This window comes from Campylobacter concisus (assembly GCF_003048535.1).
Classification (GTDB): Bacteria; Campylobacterota; Campylobacteria; order Campylobacterales; family Campylobacteraceae; genus Campylobacter_A; species Campylobacter_A concisus_S.
Genome location: NZ_PIRQ01000003.1, coordinates 143665 through 162048, shown reverse-complemented (window position 1 = coordinate 162048; position 18384 = coordinate 143665). Strand labels below are relative to the sequence as shown.

The 18384-nt window shown below is 37.2% G+C and carries 16 protein-coding genes; 12 read left to right on the top strand and 4 right to left on the bottom strand.

The features are described 5' to 3' along the window. The first annotated feature begins 151 nt into the window (after positions 1-151). The 7 genes from CVS93_RS04150 to pckA all read left to right on the top strand — a co-directional run bounded on the left by CVS93_RS04150 (position 152) and on the right by pckA (position 9679). Positions 152-1498, top strand: coding sequence for a sodium-dependent transporter (locus tag CVS93_RS04150; RefSeq protein ID WP_107686682.1), 1347 nt, complete (start codon positions 152-154; stop codon positions 1496-1498). After that, positions 1495-2826 (top strand): sodium-dependent transporter, encoded by a 1332-nt coding sequence (locus tag CVS93_RS04145; RefSeq protein WP_107686681.1) that lies wholly within the window; start codon positions 1495-1497, stop codon positions 2824-2826. The genes CVS93_RS04150 and CVS93_RS04145 overlap by 4 nt, the downstream gene beginning before the upstream one ends. After that, the gene (locus tag CVS93_RS04140; protein ID WP_107686680.1) at positions 2826-4166 is read left to right on the top strand and encodes a sodium-dependent transporter; all 1341 of its coding nucleotides are present in this window, start codon (positions 2826-2828) and stop codon (positions 4164-4166) included. The genes CVS93_RS04145 and CVS93_RS04140 overlap by 1 nt, the downstream gene beginning before the upstream one ends. 9 nt (positions 4167-4175) lie before the next feature. Next, a complete protein-coding gene (locus tag CVS93_RS04135) occupies positions 4176-4685 on the top strand; it encodes a TRAP transporter small permease subunit (RefSeq protein ID WP_107686679.1) in 510 nt (169 codons plus the stop codon). Next, positions 4685-6073, top strand: a complete 1389-nt coding sequence (locus CVS93_RS04130; protein ID WP_054196248.1) for a TRAP transporter large permease — start codon at positions 4685-4687, stop codon at positions 6071-6073. The genes CVS93_RS04135 and CVS93_RS04130 overlap by 1 nt, the downstream gene beginning before the upstream one ends. A gap of 122 nt (positions 6074-6195) precedes the next feature. Next, positions 6196-7998 (top strand): biotin/lipoyl-containing protein, encoded by a 1803-nt coding sequence (locus CVS93_RS04125; RefSeq protein ID WP_107686741.1) that lies wholly within the window; start codon positions 6196-6198, stop codon positions 7996-7998. 106 nt (positions 7999-8104) lie between these two features. Then, positions 8105-9679 (top strand): phosphoenolpyruvate carboxykinase (ATP), encoded by a 1575-nt coding sequence (gene pckA, locus CVS93_RS04120; protein ID WP_199907231.1) that lies wholly within the window; start codon positions 8105-8107, stop codon positions 9677-9679. Positions 9680-10034: 355 nt separating this feature from the next. Here the strand turns inward: pckA and CVS93_RS04115 are convergent, their stop codons facing one another. Genes CVS93_RS04115 through CVS93_RS04105 form a run of 3 tightly spaced genes read right to left on the bottom strand, consistent with a single transcriptional unit; the run spans position 10035 to position 12615 of the window. Beyond that, a complete protein-coding gene (locus CVS93_RS04115; protein WP_107686677.1) occupies positions 10035-11390 on the bottom strand; it encodes a cation:dicarboxylate symporter family transporter in 1356 nt (451 codons plus the stop codon). Between the two features lie 11 nt (positions 11391-11401). Further along, positions 11402-11896, bottom strand: a complete 495-nt coding sequence (locus CVS93_RS04110; protein ID WP_107686676.1) for a peptidylprolyl isomerase — start codon at positions 11894-11896, stop codon at positions 11402-11404. Positions 11897-11907: 11 nt separating this feature from the next. After that, positions 11908-12615, bottom strand: coding sequence for a YebC/PmpR family DNA-binding transcriptional regulator (locus CVS93_RS04105; protein ID WP_107686675.1), 708 nt, complete (start codon positions 12613-12615; stop codon positions 11908-11910). A gap of 149 nt (positions 12616-12764) precedes the next feature. On the opposite strand from CVS93_RS04105, the gene CVS93_RS04100 reads away from it, so the two are divergent. From CVS93_RS04100 to CVS93_RS04085, 4 genes are read left to right on the top strand one after another with little or no spacing between them, the layout of a single operon-like run. Continuing rightward, on the top strand, positions 12765-13319 hold the full coding sequence (locus tag CVS93_RS04100; protein ID WP_107686674.1) for a GNAT family N-acetyltransferase: 555 nt from the start codon (positions 12765-12767) through the stop codon (positions 13317-13319). Continuing rightward, positions 13316-13519, top strand: a complete 204-nt coding sequence (locus tag CVS93_RS04095) for a heavy-metal-associated domain-containing protein (RefSeq protein WP_107686673.1) — start codon at positions 13316-13318, stop codon at positions 13517-13519. The genes CVS93_RS04100 and CVS93_RS04095 overlap by 4 nt, the downstream gene beginning before the upstream one ends. Before the next feature lies 1 nt (position 13520). Beyond that, on the top strand, positions 13521-15698 hold the full coding sequence (locus tag CVS93_RS04090; RefSeq protein WP_107686672.1) for a heavy metal translocating P-type ATPase: 2178 nt from the start codon (positions 13521-13523) through the stop codon (positions 15696-15698). A 3-nt stretch (positions 15699-15701) separates the two neighbouring features. Further along, on the top strand, positions 15702-16241 hold the full coding sequence (locus CVS93_RS04085; protein WP_107686671.1) for an oxidoreductase: 540 nt from the start codon (positions 15702-15704) through the stop codon (positions 16239-16241). Positions 16242-16243: 2 nt separating this feature from the next. On the opposite strand, the gene CVS93_RS04080 is transcribed toward CVS93_RS04085, so the two are convergent. After that, positions 16244-16633, bottom strand: coding sequence for a hypothetical protein (locus CVS93_RS04080; protein WP_107686670.1), 390 nt, complete (start codon positions 16631-16633; stop codon positions 16244-16246). A gap of 205 nt (positions 16634-16838) precedes the next feature. Here CVS93_RS04080 and argH point away from each other — a divergent pair, with 205 nt between their 5' ends. After that, positions 16839-18251 (top strand): argininosuccinate lyase, encoded by a 1413-nt coding sequence (gene argH, locus CVS93_RS04075; RefSeq protein WP_107686669.1) that lies wholly within the window; start codon positions 16839-16841, stop codon positions 18249-18251. The last annotated feature ends 133 nt before the right edge of the window (positions 18252-18384 follow it).

Genomic DNA, 18384 nt, shown 5'->3' with positions numbered 1-18384 from the left:
TGTGAGCCGTAATATTACAAAAACAAAACTTTGTTTCAAATAAAAACACTAAAAATTTAAATTGCCCATAAAAAATTCTTGGCTTAGAAAAATAAAAGTTTTTTTATGTTATCTTTGAAAAAATTAATTTATTCTTAATCTCAGGTAATCAATGATAAATGAAAAATTTTCAAAAATAGGCTTTGTTCTTGCGATGGCAGGATCGGCTGTTGGACTTGGTAATGCATGGAAATTTCCAACAATGGTAGGAAACAATGGCGGCTCAGCGTTTATAATTTTATATTTACTTCTCACGTTTGCTATCGCTTTTGTAGCGTTTTTAGCAGAGCTTAGCATTGGTAAGCTTGGTGAGAGTGACGTTGTAAGCTCCATTTATAAACTTGCTCCAAAACACAAAAAAATATGGTCTTTTTCAGGCTTTTTTATGATAGGAGCGATACTTATTGCTTCGTTTTATATGGTTGTCATTGGCTGGATATTAAAGTATATTTATCTTGGCTTTTCGCCACTTTTGGCTGATACTAAAGAAGCAGCAGCGCAGTTTAATACGCTTTTATCAAATGATTTAAGTAGTGCTATTGTTTGTTTTAGCTTAGTTTTTTTAATGGTATTTTTTGCTGTTTCAAAAGGTGTGAAAAGTGGCATTGAAAAGCTAAATATCTGGATGATGCCGGGTCTTTTTATATTGCTTATTTGTATACTTTTTTATGCAATTAGCATGGGTGATGGCTTTGTGAAGGCGGCTAAATTTTTATTTGTACCAAATTTTAGCGCGATCACGCCAGATGTGATTTTACAGGCTCTTGGACTTGCGTTTTTCTCGCTATCTATGGGTGTTGGCGTCATACCAACATACGCTGCAAATTTACCAGAGCAGACAAATCTTATAAAATCAACGCTTTCTATAATATTTATAAATATTTTAATAGGCATTATGATGGGACTTGTGGTCTTTACATTTATATTTGCTTATGGAGCTGATAGCACGGCAAGTGGCCCAGGGCTTATTTTTATCTCACTTGTCACGCTTTTTGCAAAGCTTGGCGTCGTTGGCAACGTCATGGCCATCGCATTTTTTGTTTCGCTTTTATTTGCTGGTGTTACAAGTGCTGTTTCGATGATTGAACCATTTGCTTATTATTTGGTTAGAAAATTTGAAATTTCACGCAAAATGGCTCTTGTTTATATTGGAATTTTTGTCTATATTTTAGGCCTTTTTTGTATTTTTTCATATTATGCACAGACGGCTAATATCTTTAGTATTTTTGGTAAGCCAGTCTTTGATGCACTTGATTTTCTTACTTCAAATATAATGATGCCAATAGGTGCCATAATTTTTAGTTTTTTTGTTGGCTATAAACTTAAAAAAGAGAGCCTATATCTACTCTTTGGCGAATTTATGGGAAAAGTATTCTTTGAAATTTGGTACTTCACTCTAAGATATATCGTGCCAATTGCAATTTGCGCCATCATGATCTATCAAATAGCAGGTAAATGATGGATAGATTTAGTAAAGTTGGTTTTGTTCTTTCTATCATTGGAGCGGCTATTGGCCTTGGTAATGCATGGAAATTTCCATATATGGTCGGTAGTAATGGCGGTTCAGCATTTATTCTTATATATCTATTTTTTGCTTTTGTTGTTGGCCTTAGCATATTTTTTGCTGAGATGGCAATGGGCAAAATTTCACGCCTTGATACGGTTGGGGCATTTAAGAGTCTAGCTACAAAGGGGGCAAATTCTTGGAAATTTGCTGGTGTCGTGATGGTGACAGGGCTATTCATCGCATCTTTTTATACGCTCATTATCGGCTGGGTTTTAAAATACGTTATCTTAAGTCTTGGTAAGCTTCCAAAAGATATGGCAAGCTCAGAAGCGCTTTTTGTAAATTTTACTTCAAATGGCGCATGGGAGCAAATTTTATATTTTAGTATCGCCTTTTTTGCCTACTTTTTTATCTTGACAAAGGGTGTTAAAAGTGGCATAGAACGCATAAATGTCTATCTTATACCAGCTTTATTTATTCTGCTTTTACTGATGCTTGGCTACTCTTTTGGTATGGATGGATTTGATGAGGCGGCTAAATTTTTACTAGTGCCAGACTTTTCAAAGATCGATCAAGGCGTTATCTTAAACGCTCTTGGGCTTGCCTTTTTTACGATGTGTATAGGCATAGGGTGTATACTTACTTATTCATCAAGTCTTGGAGATGACACAAATTTATTTACATCGTCACTTTATGTTGTCTTTGCAAATATTATTATTAGTGTGATTATCGGACTTATTGTTTTTACTTTTACATTTGAATTTGGCTCAGAGCCGTCAAAGGGTGCAGGACTAGCATTTATCTCATTACCAACACTATTTGCAAAGCTCGGTACGCTTGGAAATTTCTTGGCATTTACATTTTTTATATCGCTATTTTTTGCTGGCATCACCTCGGTTATTTCAATGGTTGAGCCATTTATATTTTTCTTAAATAAAAGCTTGGGACTTAGTAGAAATAGATCAATTATTATTGTCGGTGCCGTAGTTTATCTTTTGGGAATTTTATGTGCGTTAAGCGGTATTGGTGATTTTAAAGAAGCACTTACATTTTTTGGCAAGAGCTTTTTTGATTTGCTTGATTATCTTAGCTCAAACATTATGCTCCCACTTGGTGGCATTATATTTGCCATTTTTGTTGGGTACTTTATGAAATTTGAGCTTTTAAAAGAACTATTCTTGCCTTATATGGGTGAGATTGTTTTTAAAATTTGGTATTTTTTAATAAGGTTTGTGGCACCAGTTCTAGTTTTTGTGGTGTTAGTAAGGGAGATTGCATAATGGCAAAAGAACAGTTTTCTAAAATAGGTTATGTTTTAGCAGTTGCAGGGTCAGCTGTTGGACTTGGCAATGCGTGGAAATTTCCATATATGGTCGGTGAAAATGGTGGATCAGCATTTGTTATTTTATATCTTTTGATAACGTTTTTAGTTGGCATACCTATCTTTATGGCAGAGCTAAGTATTGGCAAGCTTAGTGAGAGCGATAGTGTAAATGCCTTTAGAAAGTTGGCGAATAAAAATAAAAATTTATGGCAGCTGGTTGGAATTTTAGCTATGGTAACCGCAGCTATAATCTCATCTTATTATATTGTTATCATCGGCTGGGTCTTTAAGTATTTCACACTATCTTTTACTGGTCTTCCAAACGATATAGAAAGTTCAAAAGTAATATTTAACGAGCTTCTTACGCATGGTCTTGGCGAACAGACGCTTTATTTTGTTATAGCATTTGTAGCTTGCTTTTTTATCCTTTCAAAGGGTGTGAAAAGTGGCATTGAAAAGCTAAATGTTTGGATGATGCCAAGCCTATTTATTATGGTTTTAATCATGCTTATCTTTTCTATGACGATGAATGGCTTTACAAAATCGGCTGAGTTTTTGCTTGTTCCTGACTTTAGCAAAATTTCATTTAATTCGCTTTTGCTTGCTCTTGGTCTTGCTTTTTGGACACTATCTCTTGGTATGGCAGCGATCATTACATATTCAGCTAGCCTAAGTGATGATACAAATTTAGCCACTTCTACGTTAAGTATCGTCTTTATAAACATCGTCTTAGCCATCATGATGGGTCTTGTTATCTTTACATTTATATTTGAATTTGGTGCCGAGCCGTCTCAAGGACCAGGACTTGTCTTTATCTCGCTTCCAACGCTCTTTGCTAAGCTTGGCGTGATAGGTCAAATTTTAGCTGTAGCATTTTTTGCTGCGCTTATCTTTGCTGGTATTACTTCAGCAATCTCTATCGTAGAGCCATTTGTATTTTTCTTGATCAGAGAGTATGGCATTAACAGGATAAAAGCTCTTAGTATAGTTGGAGCTGGTGTTTTTGTTTTAGGATTTTTATGTCTTTTATCAAATATAGAAAATGTTGGCGACAAATTTATGCTCTTTGGTAAAAATTTCTTTGATTTTCTTGACTTTACCGCTTCAAATGTTCTGCTTCCAATTAGTGGTATTGGTGGAGCGATATTTGTTGGATATTTTATGAAAAGAGAGGCACTTTATGTGCTATTTAGTCCATATATGAGCGACTTTGTATTTAGTGCATGGTATTTTTTATTAAGATATGTGGCACCAGTTTGCGTATTTATCATCATGATAAATAAATTGTTTTTTTAAGGGTTGGTTATGCAAAAAGTTGAGAAATTTTTTGATAAGGTCGGCGATATAGTCGGCTATATTTGCATGTTTATTATGGCTTTGATGATAATAGACGTCTTTTTTAACGTTGTGGCAAGATATTTTTTCTCTTATGGAAATGTCGCATTTCAAGAGCTAGAGTGGCATTTTTTTGCCGTGATATTTTTGCTTGGTATGAGTTATGCGTTAAAAGAGGATTCGCACGTCAGGGTCGATATATTTTATGCTAAATTTTCACCAAAGAACAAAGCGCTTGTGAATATGATAGGAACTTTTGTATTTATTATTCCATTTGCACTTTTGGTTTCAAATTTATCATTTGAATTTGTGAGTGATGCTTATACTTCAGCTGAAGCTAGTGCAGATCCGGGCGGTCTTACCCACAGATGGATCATAAAGGCACTTATTCCTTTTTCATTTTATCTACTTATATTTTTTGCAATTGGTTTTTTTATAAGAAATTTAAATCTCTATAGAAAAACCAAAAAGGGGCAATAATGGCTGGTTTGATAATGTTTATAGCTGCACTTTTGATGCTAGGTATTGGCTTTCCAGTAGCCTTTACCTTTGGTGCGGTTTCGATGATATTTGGCATGATTGGCAGTATTGTTGAGAGCATTGGAGATGGAGATGGACTACTTGGAAGTATCGAAGTTTTTAAAGATATGTTTAACTTCATGCCTTATAGAATTTTCTCTATCATGGAGAGTAGAATTTTCATAGCAGTTCCACTTTTTGTCTTTATGGGCGTTGTTCTTCAAAAGTCAAAACTAGCCGAGAGGCTGCTTGAAAGTATGGGTATGCTTTTTGGAGAAATTCGCGGAGGCATTGCTATTAGCACCATCTTGGTTGGAGCACTTCTTGCAGCTTCAACCGGCGTTGTTGGTGCAAGTGTCGTTGCAATGGGCGTTATAAGCTTGCCTGTTATGTTAAAGTATAAATATGACCAAGCGCTAGGTTGTGGCACTATATGTGCCGCTGGTACGCTTGGACAGATCATTCCACCTTCTATCGTGCTGATTATTTTGGGTGATATATTTTCAGTGCCAGTTGGTGAGCTTTTTCATCAAGCCATCATCCCAGGACTTACGCTAGTAGCAGTTTATATCATTTATATTTTGATTGTTGCTTATTTGAAACCAGATACTGCACCTGTAGTAAAAGATGAGAGCGGTGTTAGTAAATTTAAGCAGATCATGAGAGCACTAATCGCTATCTTTCCGCCACTTTTGCTGGTTATTTGTGTATTGGGTTCTATATTTGCAGGTATCGCTACACCAACTGAAAGTTCAGCTTTTGGCTGCGTTGGAGCCATTATTTTAGCTATTTTTTATAGGACTTTTTCATTTTCTATGATAAAAGAGGCATTGGCAGAAAGCGTAAAAACTACAGCACTTGTCTTTGCCATACTTGTTGGTGCGACAGCCTTTTCTATGGTATTTAGTTACACTGGTGGCGATGAGATTGTTGAAAAATTTATGACAAATTTACCAGGTGAGAAGTGGGGCTTTATCATTTTTAGTATGGTTGTCATCTTTGTGCTTGGCTTTTTTATCGACTTTGTTGAAATTTCATATATTGTGCTTCCTATCTTGGTACCAATAGCCGCAAAGCTTGGTATAAATCCAATTTATCTAGCAATCTTAGTTGCGATGAATTTGCAAACTTCGTTCCTAACACCGCCATTTGGTTTTAGCTTATTTTTCCTAAGATCAGTCGCACCAGCTGAGATAAAAACGACTGCTATTTATAAAGGTGTTGTGCCTTATATTTTTATTCAGCTTGCTGTACTTGTATTTTTCTGCGTCTTTCTAATGGAATTAAAGCCAATGCTTGATGCGAGCCACGGCGGATTATTAAACTTCTTGCTCTCGCTTTTTAAATGATATAAAAGTTTTTGGTTGTAAAATACCAAAGAACAAGCAAAATGGCTAATTTGAGTTTCTAACCAATTTAGCCATTTTCTATGGATTCTTTAAATAAATTTATAAAATTAATGAGGTGGGTGATGGCGAAGAAATTTATCGATGTTATGGATACGACCTTTAGAGATGGCTTTCAGTCAGTTTATGGCGCTAGAGTGCTTATGAATGACTTTTTGCCTGCGCTTGAAGCGGCCAAAGAGGCTGGCATAGAGCATTTTGAATTTGGTGGCGGAGCGAGATTTCAAAGCCTTTATTTTTACCTAAATGAAGACGCTTTTGCGATGATGGATAAATTTAGAAGCATCGTAGGACCAAAAGCAAACCTTCAAACCCTAAGTAGGGGCGTAAATACCGTCACACTTGATACCGGCAGTCGTGAGCTAATTGACCTTCACGCAAAGCTTTTCAAAAAACACGGAACCACCACCATCAGAAATTTTGACGCACTAAATGACGTTGAAAATTTAAAATATTCAGGCGAGAGGATTGCACATCACGGACTAAAACACGAAGTCGTAGTTACGATGATGGATCTGCCTAGTGGCTGTGCGGGAGCTCATGATGTTAAATTTTATGAGAAAATTTTAAGAGAAATTTTAGACGCAAACATCCCTTATCACAGCGTTTGCTTTAAAGACGCAAGTGGCACAAGTAGCCCGCAAAAGGTCTATGAAACCATAAAAATGGCTAGAAAGCTACTACCTGAAAAAACTCACATCAGACTTCACACTCATGAAACCGCAGGCGTAAGTGTGGCTTGCTATCTTGCAGCGCTTGAAGCTGGCGTTGATGGAATAGATCTAGCTGCAAGCCCAGTAAGTGGCGGTACAAGTCAGCCAGATATCTTAACCATGCTTCACGCAGTAAAAGGCAAAAATTATGATCTTGGCGGACTTGATGTGGAGAAAATTTTAAAATACGAAAGCGTTTTGAATGATTGCTTAAAAGAGTATTTCTTGCCACCTGAAGCCGTGCAAGTAAGCCCTCTAATACCATTTTCCCCTATGCCTGGTGGTGCGCTCACTGCAAATACCCAGATGATGAGAGATAACAACATCTTAGATAAATTCCCAGAGGTCATCCTTGCTATGCGCGAGGTCGTGCAAAAGGGTGGATACGGTACTTCAGTAACCCCTGTTAGCCAGTTTTACTTCCAGCAAGCCTTTAATAATGTGATGTTTGGCAAGTGGAAAAAGATTGCTGAGGGATATGGCAAAATGGTGCTTGGCTACTTTGGCAAGACGCCAGTTACGCCTGATAAAGAGATCATCAAGCTTGCAAGCGAGCAACTAGGGCTAAAACCAACTACAAAACACGCAGTTGATATAGCTGATAAAGATGAGAGTAAGTCGCTTGCTCATGTAAAAGAAATTTTAAAACAAAATAAGATCAAAGTTACTGAAGAAAACGTCTTTATAGCAGCAGCTTGTAAAGAAAAAGGCATCGCATTTTTAAAAGGTGAAGCTAAAGTAAATGTAAGAAAGATCGATCCAAATGCTAAAGCAAACGAGGGCAGACAAACTCAAAGTGGCAGATATAGTGTCGTCGTAAATGGTAGCCGCTACAATGTCGAAGTAAGCGAGGGCTTTAACGATAGCATCCAAGTTAAATCGATTACCGAAGTTGAAGGCAAGAGCGTAAAAAATGCTAAAAGTGCAGCAGCAGGCGCAACAGCAAATGATATCGTTGCTAGCTTGCCGGGCGCTGTGCATAAAATTTTAGTAAGTCCAGGCGATCAAGTCAAAAAAGGGCAAGCTGTAGTCGTGCTTGAAGCAATGAAGATGGAGATAGAGGTCAAAGCCCCAAAAGATGGTGTGATAGGCTCTATTGAAGTTAGCAAAGGTCAAAGCGTCGCGAACAATCAAGTAGTAGCTAAATTTAAATAAATTTGCCACTTTTAAAAAGATAGTGTTAAGCGAAATTTGATTAACATTTTGATGACTTTTAGGTCAGAATTTATAAAAAATGAAAATTTTAAAAGGAAATAACATGATAAATAAACTAGACGAACTAGGTCTAAAAGAGATCAAAAAGATAAATCACAATCTAAGTTACGACGAGCTTTTTGAGCTTGAAAAGGCAAATAACGAGGGTAGGGTTTCAAGTAACGGCACATTTATGGTTGATACTGGAATTTTTACAGGTAGAAGCCCAAAAGATAAGTACTTTGTCAAGCAAGATCCAAGCCAAAAATACATCGCTTGGGGCAAGATAAATCAGCCTATCACAAAAGAGCTATTTGATAAGCTTCTTAAAAAAGCAAAAGAGCAACTAAGTGGTAAAGAAATTTTTATCCAAGATGCATTTTGTGGAGCTAGCAAAAAGAGTAAAAAATCAGTTCGTTTTGTCACAGAAGTAGCGTGGCAAGCGCACTTTGTAAAAAATATGTTTATCCGCCCAAGCGACGTAGAATTGGCTAAGTTTGAGCCTGATTTTGTAGTGTATAACGCTTGTAAAACAAAAAATGATGACTACAAGGCTGATGGACTAAATTCAGATGTCTTTGTTATCTTTAACGTCGAAGAAAATGTTGCAGTGATCGGCGGCACATGGTACGGCGGCGAGATGAAAAAGGGTATTTTTTCTATGATGAACTACTGGTTGCCACTTGAGGGTAAACTAAGCATGCACTGCTCTGCAAACGTAGGCGAGAAGGGCGATACGGCGCTATTTTTTGGTCTATCTGGCACTGGTAAAACGACACTTTCAACTGATCCAAAACGCAAGTTAATAGGTGATGATGAGCACGGCTGGGACGATGATGGCGTGTTTAATTTTGAGGGCGGTTGCTACGCAAAATGTATCAACCTTGATCCAAGCAGCGAGCCAGAAATTTACGCAGCGATTAGGCGTGATGCGCTACTTGAAAACGTCGTGGCTGACGAAAAGGGCGTGGTTGATTACAAAGATGGCTCAAAGACTGAAAACACACGCGTGAGCTATCCGATCTATCACATCGACAACTACGAGCCAAGCTCAAGCGCTGGCCATCCAAAAAACATCATCTTTTTAAGTGCTGACGCTTTTGGCGTGCTTCCTCCAGTTGCAAAGCTGACAAAAGAGCAGGCGATGTATTATTTCTTAAGTGGCTACACAGCAAAAGTTGCTGGCACAGAGCGCGGTATAACTGAGCCTGTTGCTACTTTTAGCGCTTGCTTTGGCGAGCCATTTATGCCACTTCACCCAACTGTCTATGCAAAATTGCTTGGCGAGAAGATCGATAAGCACGGCGTTAATGTCTATCTTGTAAATACAGGCTGGAGCGGTGGTGCTTACGGCGTTGGCAAGCGTATGAGCATAAAAGCAACTCGTGCTTGCATAAATGCGATCCTTGATGGCAGCATCACAAAATGCGAATTTGAAAATTTTGATAAATTTAACTTCGCTATCCCAAAAGAGCTTGATGGTGTCGAGACAAAACTGCTAAATCCAATAAACACATGGACAAATCCGGCTGAGTATAACGCTTCACGCGATAAACTTGCTAAAATGTTTGTTGAAAATTTCAAACGTTACGAAGATGTAAAAGAGGGCGTTGAGTACGCTAAAGCTGGTCCAAAAGCTTAATTTGTATAGCCTTGCAAAGCTTCTTGCAAGGCTAGTCTTTTTATTTGATATTTTTGATATGACTAAATTTAAAGTATCTCTCTTCTAAATTCCAATCTCAAGTGTTACATTTGTAAATTTATTCTAGTAAGTAACAAAATATTAGATATTGCCAAATATATTAGTTACTAATAAAATTTTCTTATTACACTTAGCTCCTAGTTTTTCTTTTTGTGCTTGAACCAGTTATCAAATATTGTTTATTGTGTTACTTTCTAAAAATTTTTAATAGGTTTGAGGAGGAGATAGATCGCATAAATTTAGGGTAAAAAGAAAAAATAAGGGCAAAGTTGCCCTTATAGTTATAAATGTATATTTATGAGTGAAAGTGAAATTCCTCTGGATGATCTAGTGCGTATCTAAATTTCTCCATATCGACCTTTTTATCCCAGATAGATACGATCATGCAGCCAACGGCATTACCGCAAAGGTTACCAACAGCACGCATCTCTGACATAAATTTATCAACGCCAAGTAGCACGGCTACGGTGACGACTGGTATGCCAGTGCTTGGAAGTGCGCTTAGTGTTCCAGCAAGGACAACAAAGCCTGATCCTGTCACGCCAACAGCGCCTTTGCTTGTGATCATTAGCACGATTAGTATACTTATTAGATGCTCAAAACTTAGCGGGATGTTAAATGCTTGAGCTAAGAAAATAACGCTTAAACTTAGATAGATGTTGGTGCAGTCAAGGTTAAATGAGTAACCAGTTGGAATGATAAGGCCGACAGCACCTCTATTTATACCAGCTGATTCTAGCTTTTGCATAAGTGGTGCAAGAGCTGTTTCGCTCGAGCTTGTCGCAAAGACTACCAATACTTCTTTTGAAATAAAACGCATAAATTTAAAGACATTGATTTTTGCAAAATAGCAAATAATGCCAAGCACGACAAAGATAAAAAAGCAGCTCGCAAGTGCCATAACAACCAAAAGCTCCATCATGCCAAGAAGCGTTCCGATACCAAATTTGCCGATTAGATAAGCCATAGCCGAAAATGCAGCCACTGGGCTAAAGAACATAAGCCAACTAAGAAGTTTTAAGACATAGTGCTGAATAAATTCAAGTGGCTTTAGGCAAGCTTGTTTTTTATCATGAGTTAGCAGCGAAAGTACGATGGCAACGATAATAGCCATGAAAAGTACTTGAAGTGTGTTTGATTTTATAAATGGATCAAGTATATGCACGTAAGGGAAAATATCATCTACTGGCATAGCACCTCTTAAAAGATGAAGTGTATGTGCTACAAATCCGCTATTTGCGTCCATATTTGCAGCTTGAGATGTAAATTTAGCTACGCTTGAGGCATCAAGCTGAGTATAGTCAAGATTCATGCCATGTCCTGGACGAAGTGTCTCGCCAAAGATGATACCAACAGCAAGCGCAAGTGTGCTAACTATCTCAAAATAGATAAATGCCTTTAATCCAATAGATCCAAGATCTTTTAAACTTTCAAGCCCAACGATACCTGAAACGATCGTTAAAAAGATAATAGGACCGATTAAAATTTTAAGTGCTTTTATAAAATAATCAATGCCTGGCTTGCTTGCTATACCAAGCTCAGGTGCGACCATGCCAACGATAACACCACCAACAATACCGATCACAACCCAAAAGGCAAGATTGGTAAATAATCTTACAGCAAGATTTCCTTGCTTTTTAGCATTATTCATAAATTTCCCCTTTATAGGCTTTCTCTGATCTTAGCAGAGATGATCTTATCGCCTTGTCTTATAGCGTCAAGCACCTTTAGGCTCTCTTCATCAACGCATTTTCCAAAGACTGTATGCACGCCATCAAGATGAGGTTGCTTGCTATGACAGATGAAAAACTGCGATCCGCCAGTATCGCGACCTGCATGAGCCATGCTTAGGCTACCGCGCTCGTGTTTTACCTTTTGATTGCTACATTCACATTTTATTCTCCAGCCAGGACCGCCCGTGCCTGTTCCATTTGGGCAGCCACCTTGGATGACAAAATTTGGTATAACTCTGTGAAAATTTAGGCCATTATAAAAGCCTGATCTTATCAAATGGACAAAATTTGCGACAGCTTGTGGAGCTTCTTCGGCAAAAAGTTCAAGTCTGATCTCGCCTTTGTCTGTCTCTAAAACTACAAATTTATCTTTTTTAAGTTCATCTAAATTTATATCATAAACTTTTAATTCATCAAAACGCATGTATTTCCCTTTTATTCGATATTTGTATAAACTGCTTGAACGTCATCATCATCTTCTAGCTTATCAAGAAGTCTCTCAACTTCAAGCATCTGCTCTTCGTCTAAATTTACAGCTTGGTTTGGTAGGTACTGAAGTGAAGCTTTTTTAACTACTAAATTTAGCTTCTCTATGCCCTCGTGAAGTGTGCCAAAATTTGCATAGTCGCCGTAAACAAATAGCGTCTCATCGTCAGCCTCGATATCGCTTAGGCCGTAGTCTATCAGCTCAAGCTCGATCTCTTCGATGTCTGCGCTTGGTTTTTCAAGCTCAAAAACGCTCTTTCTTGTAAACATAAAGCTAAGGCTACCACTTGGCAAAATTTCTCCACCATTTTTGCTAAATATCGCTTTAACATTGGCAACTGTTCTCGTTGGATTGTCAGTCGCACACTCAACGATGATCTGCACGCCGTGAGCTGCTTTACCATCATAAAAAATAGTCTTAATATCGGCGCTATCTTTGCCATTTGCTCTTTTTATAGCTGCATCGATGTTATCTTTTGGCATATTTTCAGCTTTTGCTGCTGCGATAGCTGCGCGAAGTTTAGGGTTCATATCTGGATCACAACCACCATCTTTTGCAGCTACTGTTATAGCTTTTGAAAGTTTTGGAAATACCTTGCTCATCTTATCCCATCTAGCTTCTTTTGCCGCTCTTCGGTACTCAAATGCTCGTCCCATAAATATCCTTAAATAAATTTTTTACGGATTATAACTAAAAAAATTTTATACTTTTTTAAAACATTTTTAGTTTGCCAGCCAAAGCGCCTAATTTGTAAATTTAAAAAAATATTTGGTAAAAATTTAAGCTAAAGGCATATAATCAAGCCATGATAAAAAATGCTCAAAAACAAGATGCAAAAAGCTGCATAAAGCTACTAAATCTAGCAATGGAGGATATCGCCTATAAGCTAAGTGGCTACGACGATCCTATTAAAAGTGATGAAATTTTAGAAATTTTTTTCAAAAGTGAGACAAATAGACTAAGCTATAAAAATGTCTTTGTTTATAAACATAACGAGGAAATTATAGCTGCTATGTGTGCTTACTTTGGTGGCGACGTGGAGCAGCTTGATAGAGAAATTTCACAGCATTTAATGGCTCTTGGCAAAGATAACAAGGTAGAAAAAGAGTGTTTTGACGATGAGTTTTATATAGATAGTATCGCTGTTGATGAAAATTTTAGAGGCCAAGGGCTTGCAAAAGAGCTCATAAGGCATTCGTTTGTCAAGGCAAAAGAGCTAGGGCATAAAAAGGTTTCATTAATAGTAGATACAAATAAACCAAAAGTTCGTAAATTTTACGAGAGTTTGGGTTTTAAATTTAATGTAAAGAAAATTGTAAATTTACATGAATACGACCATATGATAAAGGAGATAATATGAAAACATTTGAAGTAAACAATATCCACTGCCAAAACTGCGCAAACACTATAAAAAACGCACTTGAAGATGACTTTGGCGAGATAGAAGTTGATCTTAACAAAGAGCCAAGACAAGTAAGCGTCGATATAAAAGATGGCGATGTAGAGAAATTTAAATCAGAAATGGCTGATCTTGGATTTGACGTTATAAAGGAGCTTTGATATGCCTTTAAAAGTCAAACTAAATATAGCTGGAATGAGCTGCGTAAATTGCTCAAACGCTATCGAGAAAGTTTCTAAAAAGATAGATGGGGTGCTTGAAGCAAATGTAAATTTTGCAAATGCAAGCGGCGAATTTGTCCTAAAAGACGCTAGCGTGCGTGAAGTTTTAGAGCAAAAGATAAAGAAGCTTGGCTATTTTGTGGCGACAAATATTGATGAATTTGAAGCCAAAAGAGACGAGCATATAACTGCGATCAGAAATAAATTTATATTTGCATTTCTAGCGAGCATGGTCATCATGGCGCTTGAGATGTTTGTAAGGCCTAGCGTGGTTGTAAATTTAGCCATTTTAGCGCTTGGCTTTTTGGTGCTAGCTTTTAGTGGCAAAGACTTCTTTGCTCACGCCATAGAGGCTGTTAAAAACAAAAACTACGATATGAACGTGCTTGTAGCTCTTGGAAGCGGCAGTGCATTTTTATACTCGCTTTTTGCTGTGATCTTTTCAGATTTCATCCCAGATGATCTAAAAAATGTCTATGTCTCGGGCGCAGCGATGATAATAGCCTTTGTTTTGCTAGGTAAGTATCTTGAAGAGCGCTCAAAGGCAAAGGCAGGCGACTACCTAAAGACGCTACTTAAAATTTCTCCAAAAACCGCCTTTTTGGTCATGCCAGATGGACATAGTAAAGAGGTAAATGTAAATGAGCTAAAAGTAGGCGACATCGTCATCGTAAAAAATGGCTACAACATCCCAAGTGATGGCGTGATAGTTCAAGGTGGCGCTGAGATAGATGCTTCTATGCTTACAGGAGAGAGCTTGCCAGTTTATAAAGAGGTGGGAGATGGCGTATTTGCCGGCACTCTAAACACAAATGGCTACATAAGCGTCAAGGTGACAAAGAGCTCTTACGAGAGCTTGCTATCTCAAATTTTAAACCTACTAAGCGACGCTAGCTCTAAAAAGATGCCTATCGGACGGCTGGCTGACAAGATAGCAAACATCTTTGTGCCAAGTGTCGTGGCGATCTCAGTTCTTACATTTTTAATATGGATAATTTTTAGTGGAAATTTCGCCTATGCGATCTCTAGCGCGATCTGCGTTCTTATCATCTCATGTCCATGCGCTCTTGGACTTGCTACGCCAATAGCAATAGTAAGCTCGCTTGCACGCGGTGCAAAAGCTGGAATTTTAGTAAAAAATCCAGAAGTTTTAGAGCTAATAAAAGATGCTAAATTTGTAGCTTTTGATAAAACCGGCACACTTAGTAAAGGGCAAATCAGCGTCAAAAGCTCAAATTTAAGCGAGCAAGATTTAGCTCTTATCGCTTCTGCTGAAAATTTAAGTGAGCATCTCATCTCAAAAGCTATCGTTAGATATGCAAAGCAAAAATGTATAGATTTACAAAAGCTAAATGGAAAATTTCAAAATGTTGTCGGGCAAGGCATCATCTATGAGGATGAGAATAATCAGATAATAATCGGAAACGAAAAGTTGCTTTTGGAAAATGAAGTAAGTTTAAATCCGGATGAAAGTAACGCTATAAAAGAGGCTACAAACGATGGAAGCGGCGTCATACTTTGTGCTATAAATAAAAAATTTGTTGGTTTTTTAACGCTTAGTGATGAGCTAAAAGACGAGGCAAGCGATGTTATAAACGAGCTTACAAGTCTAAATTTACAAAGTGTGATCCTTTCAGGCGATGATGAGAAGGTGGTTGCAAGTATTGCCAAGAAGCTAAATGTGAGTAAATATCACGCAAATATGCTGCCTGAAGATAAATTTAATGAGATAAAAGAGCTTACAAATCATGGTGGCGTTATCTTTGTTGGAGATGGCGTAAACGACTCACCATCACTTAAAGAAGCAAGTGTTGGTATCGCTATGAACTCGGGCTCAGATATAGCAAAAGGTGCTGGAGATATCGTGCTTATTAAAAATGATTTGCGTGGAGTGACTGGACTAGTTAGATTAGCAAATGCTACTATGGCAAACATAAAAGAAAATTTATTTTGGGCGTTTATGTATAACGCGATTTGTATCCCGGTGGCTGCAGGCGTATTTTATCCAGTCTTTGGGCTACTTTTAAGCCCAGTTTATGGCTCAATGGCGATGTGTCTTAGCTCTGTTACTGTTGTTTTAAACGCACTTAGACTTAGATATCTACGACTTAAGGATTAAAATTTGAAACTTGGAGAACTTTATAGCGTTGTAGCGGCTGCGCTTGCTGCAAATTTTAGTGGTATTTTGGATGTTTCATCTTTTATGCGTATCAAAAAGACAAATGCGTGGATAACGCAGACAAATAACGAAACAAATAAAAAAGGTAACGAGCTTTATGCCAAATTTATCAAAGATGAAAGTAGTGCTGCTTTATGTGACGATTTTGTCATTTTAAAGTCAAAATTTGAGGCAAGCTACTATTTTTCTTCTGCAAAAGATGATCTAGTTCAATTTTATAAGGCTATAAATTTTCAGCCAAAAATGGGCGAGGTTGATAGCATCTCAAATCAGTTAATTTTAATAGCAAATATGTTAAAAAGTGAAGTATCTAAGGAGTCTATGAAGCTTCTTGTGGCTTTTAGTGTCTCATTTTTCTTGCCTTATGCTAAACAGCTTTCAAAAGATATCCAAAAAGACGCAACTAGTAATTTTTATAAATCAATGGGATATTTTTTAGAGGATTTTTGCCTAGTTTTAGAAACTATTATTGGCAAGGCTTAGTTTTAAGCTTGTGCCATTTCTATCATTTGAGTTTTAATACTTAAAATATTATTTTGGATTGCTGACTGCTCTAAATTTAAGTAATGAAGCATTTGCATAGAGTTACGATCTTTTAGGCTTTGGATGCTTGAAATTTGATGCGAAATATCTAGCTTTTGATCTTGTAATTTTTCTAAGTCTTTTTGTAAGTGTATGGCACTTACTTTATTAATAATTATAGAGGAAATTTTAGCATCTTCTCTTTGTTCTACATGTACTTCATTGCTTCTAACAATATCTTTCTTGTCATAGCCGGAAGATACTAGCATGCTTGTTTTTGAGCTATTTGAAGAGATAGATGTATAGCCATCATGATAGAAAATATTTGAGTTCATATTTGCGTCTATTTGCATATCATCCTTCCTCTTATAGATTATTTTTATTTTAAACTATATTCAATAGAAAATTAAAATAGTTTTTAAAAAGTTATATTTTGAATTATATTTCTATATCCTTAAAGATAAATTATATTTATAACTTTTTTGCAACTTTATAGTTAAAATACCCAGTTAAGTGCTATTTTGTTAAAATCACGCAAAACTAATTAAAGGTAAAGCTATGAAAAAAGATGAAAACGCACACAAAAAGATGTGGGAGGGTAGATTTAGCGAGGCTAGCTCGAAGTTACTTGAGGAATTTAATGCCTCTATAAATTTTGATAAAAATCTTTTTGAAGAAGATATCGCTGGAAGTAAGGCTCATGCAAAGATGCTTGGGGTTTGTGGAATTTTAAAAAAAGATGAGTCAGAGGCGATCATAAAGGGGCTTGGTGAGGTTTTATCTGAGATAAGAGCAGGTAAATTTGAGTTTAAGTTAGAAGATGAAGATATACATATGGCAGTTGAGAAGCGACTTAGCCAGATCATCGGCGCCGAGCTTGGAGGCAGACTGCACACAGCTAGAAGTAGAAATGACCAAGTCGCGCTTGATTTTAAATTTTACGTATTGAAGAAAAATTTAGAAATTTCTTCATGTATAAAAGAGCTCATCGCCACGCTTACAAATTTGGCAAAAAACCACAAAGATACGCTAATGCCAGGCTACACACACCTTCAACACGCTCAGCCAGTAAGCCTTAGCTATCACTTGCTAGCATATGCATTTATGTTTAAAAGAGATTTCGAGCGTTTTATTAGCTCATATGAGCGAAACAACCTAAGCCCACTTGGTTCAGCAGCCCTTGCAGGCACTCCTCATAAGATAGATAGAACTATCGTTGCAAGCGAGCTTGGCTTTGCAGGTTGCACGCAAAATGCGATGGATAGCGTGAGCGACCGTGATTTTGCGCTGGAAATTTTATTTAACATTAGCGTTTTTATGACGCACGCTTCTAGGCTTTGCGAGGAACTTATACTTTGGAGCTCTCAAGAATTTGGCTTTGTAAGCATTAGCGATGCTTATAGCACAGGAAGTTCCATAATGCCTCAAAAGAAAAATCCAGACGTCGCTGAACTCATACGCGGTAAAACTGGGCGCGTAAATGGAAATTTGGTAGCGCTACTAACTACAATGAAAGGCCTGCCACTTGCTTATAATAAAGATATGCAAGAAGATAAAGAGGGCGTGTTTGACAGCGTCTTAACCATTTTAAGCTCGGCTACTATCCTAAACGAGATGATAAAAACAGCTAAATTTAACGAAAAAAACATGCTAAAAGCGACAAAAAATGGGCATCTAAGTGCCACTGATTTGGCAGACTATCTAGTGCGTGAAAAAAATATTCCATTTAGAACGGCGCATTTTATCACAGGCAAAGCTGTCGCAAAAGCTGAAAGTTTAGGACTTGATTTGAGTGAACTAAACGAAGAGCAGCTAAAAAGTGTGGATGAAAATTTAGATGCAAATGCTATTAAATTTTTAGATCTGCACGCTTCCAAAGAGGCTCGCACTTCAAAAGGCGGCACGGCAAATAAAAGCGTTGATGAGCAGATAGAAATTTTAGATTACTGGCTTAAGAAAAAAGAGTTATAATTACGCAAAATCTACAAATTTTAAAGGATGAAAAATGTTTTTTGATGGCAAAAATAAAGAGCTTTCTAGTAAAAACGAAGCTTTAGAGAGAGAAAATGAAGCTTTAAAGGCTGAAATTTTAGCACTTAAAGAG

Bases quoted from the DNA above. Each gene is read 5' to 3' on its own strand.
- CVS93_RS04150 (WP_107686682.1), top strand. From the start codon at position 152: ATGATAAATGAAAAATTTTCAAAAATAGGCTTTGTTCTTGCGATGGCA.
- CVS93_RS04145 (WP_107686681.1), top strand. From the start codon at position 1,495: ATGATGGATAGATTTAGTAAAGTTGGTTTTGTTCTTTCTATCATTGGA.
- CVS93_RS04140 (WP_107686680.1), top strand. From the start codon at position 2,826: ATGGCAAAAGAACAGTTTTCTAAAATAGGTTATGTTTTAGCAGTTGCA.
- CVS93_RS04135 (WP_107686679.1), top strand. From the start codon at position 4,176: ATGCAAAAAGTTGAGAAATTTTTTGATAAGGTCGGCGATATAGTCGGC.
- CVS93_RS04130 (WP_054196248.1), top strand. From the start codon at position 4,685: ATGGCTGGTTTGATAATGTTTATAGCTGCACTTTTGATGCTAGGTATT.
- CVS93_RS04125 (WP_107686741.1), top strand. From the start codon at position 6,196: ATGGCGAAGAAATTTATCGATGTTATGGATACGACCTTTAGAGATGGC.
- CVS93_RS04115 (WP_107686677.1), bottom strand. From the start codon at position 11,390: ATGAATAATGCTAAAAAGCAAGGAAATCTTGCTGTAAGATTATTTACC.
- CVS93_RS04110 (WP_107686676.1), bottom strand. From the start codon at position 11,896: ATGCGTTTTGATGAATTAAAAGTTTATGATATAAATTTAGATGAACTT.
- CVS93_RS04105 (WP_107686675.1), bottom strand. From the start codon at position 12,615: ATGGGACGAGCATTTGAGTACCGAAGAGCGGCAAAAGAAGCTAGATGG.
- CVS93_RS04100 (WP_107686674.1), top strand. From the start codon at position 12,765: ATGATAAAAAATGCTCAAAAACAAGATGCAAAAAGCTGCATAAAGCTA.
- CVS93_RS04095 (WP_107686673.1), top strand. From the start codon at position 13,316: ATGAAAACATTTGAAGTAAACAATATCCACTGCCAAAACTGCGCAAAC.
- CVS93_RS04090 (WP_107686672.1), top strand. From the start codon at position 13,521: ATGCCTTTAAAAGTCAAACTAAATATAGCTGGAATGAGCTGCGTAAAT.
- CVS93_RS04080 (WP_107686670.1), bottom strand. From the start codon at position 16,633: ATGCAAATAGACGCAAATATGAACTCAAATATTTTCTATCATGATGGC.
- argH (WP_107686669.1), top strand. From the start codon at position 16,839: ATGAAAAAAGATGAAAACGCACACAAAAAGATGTGGGAGGGTAGATTT.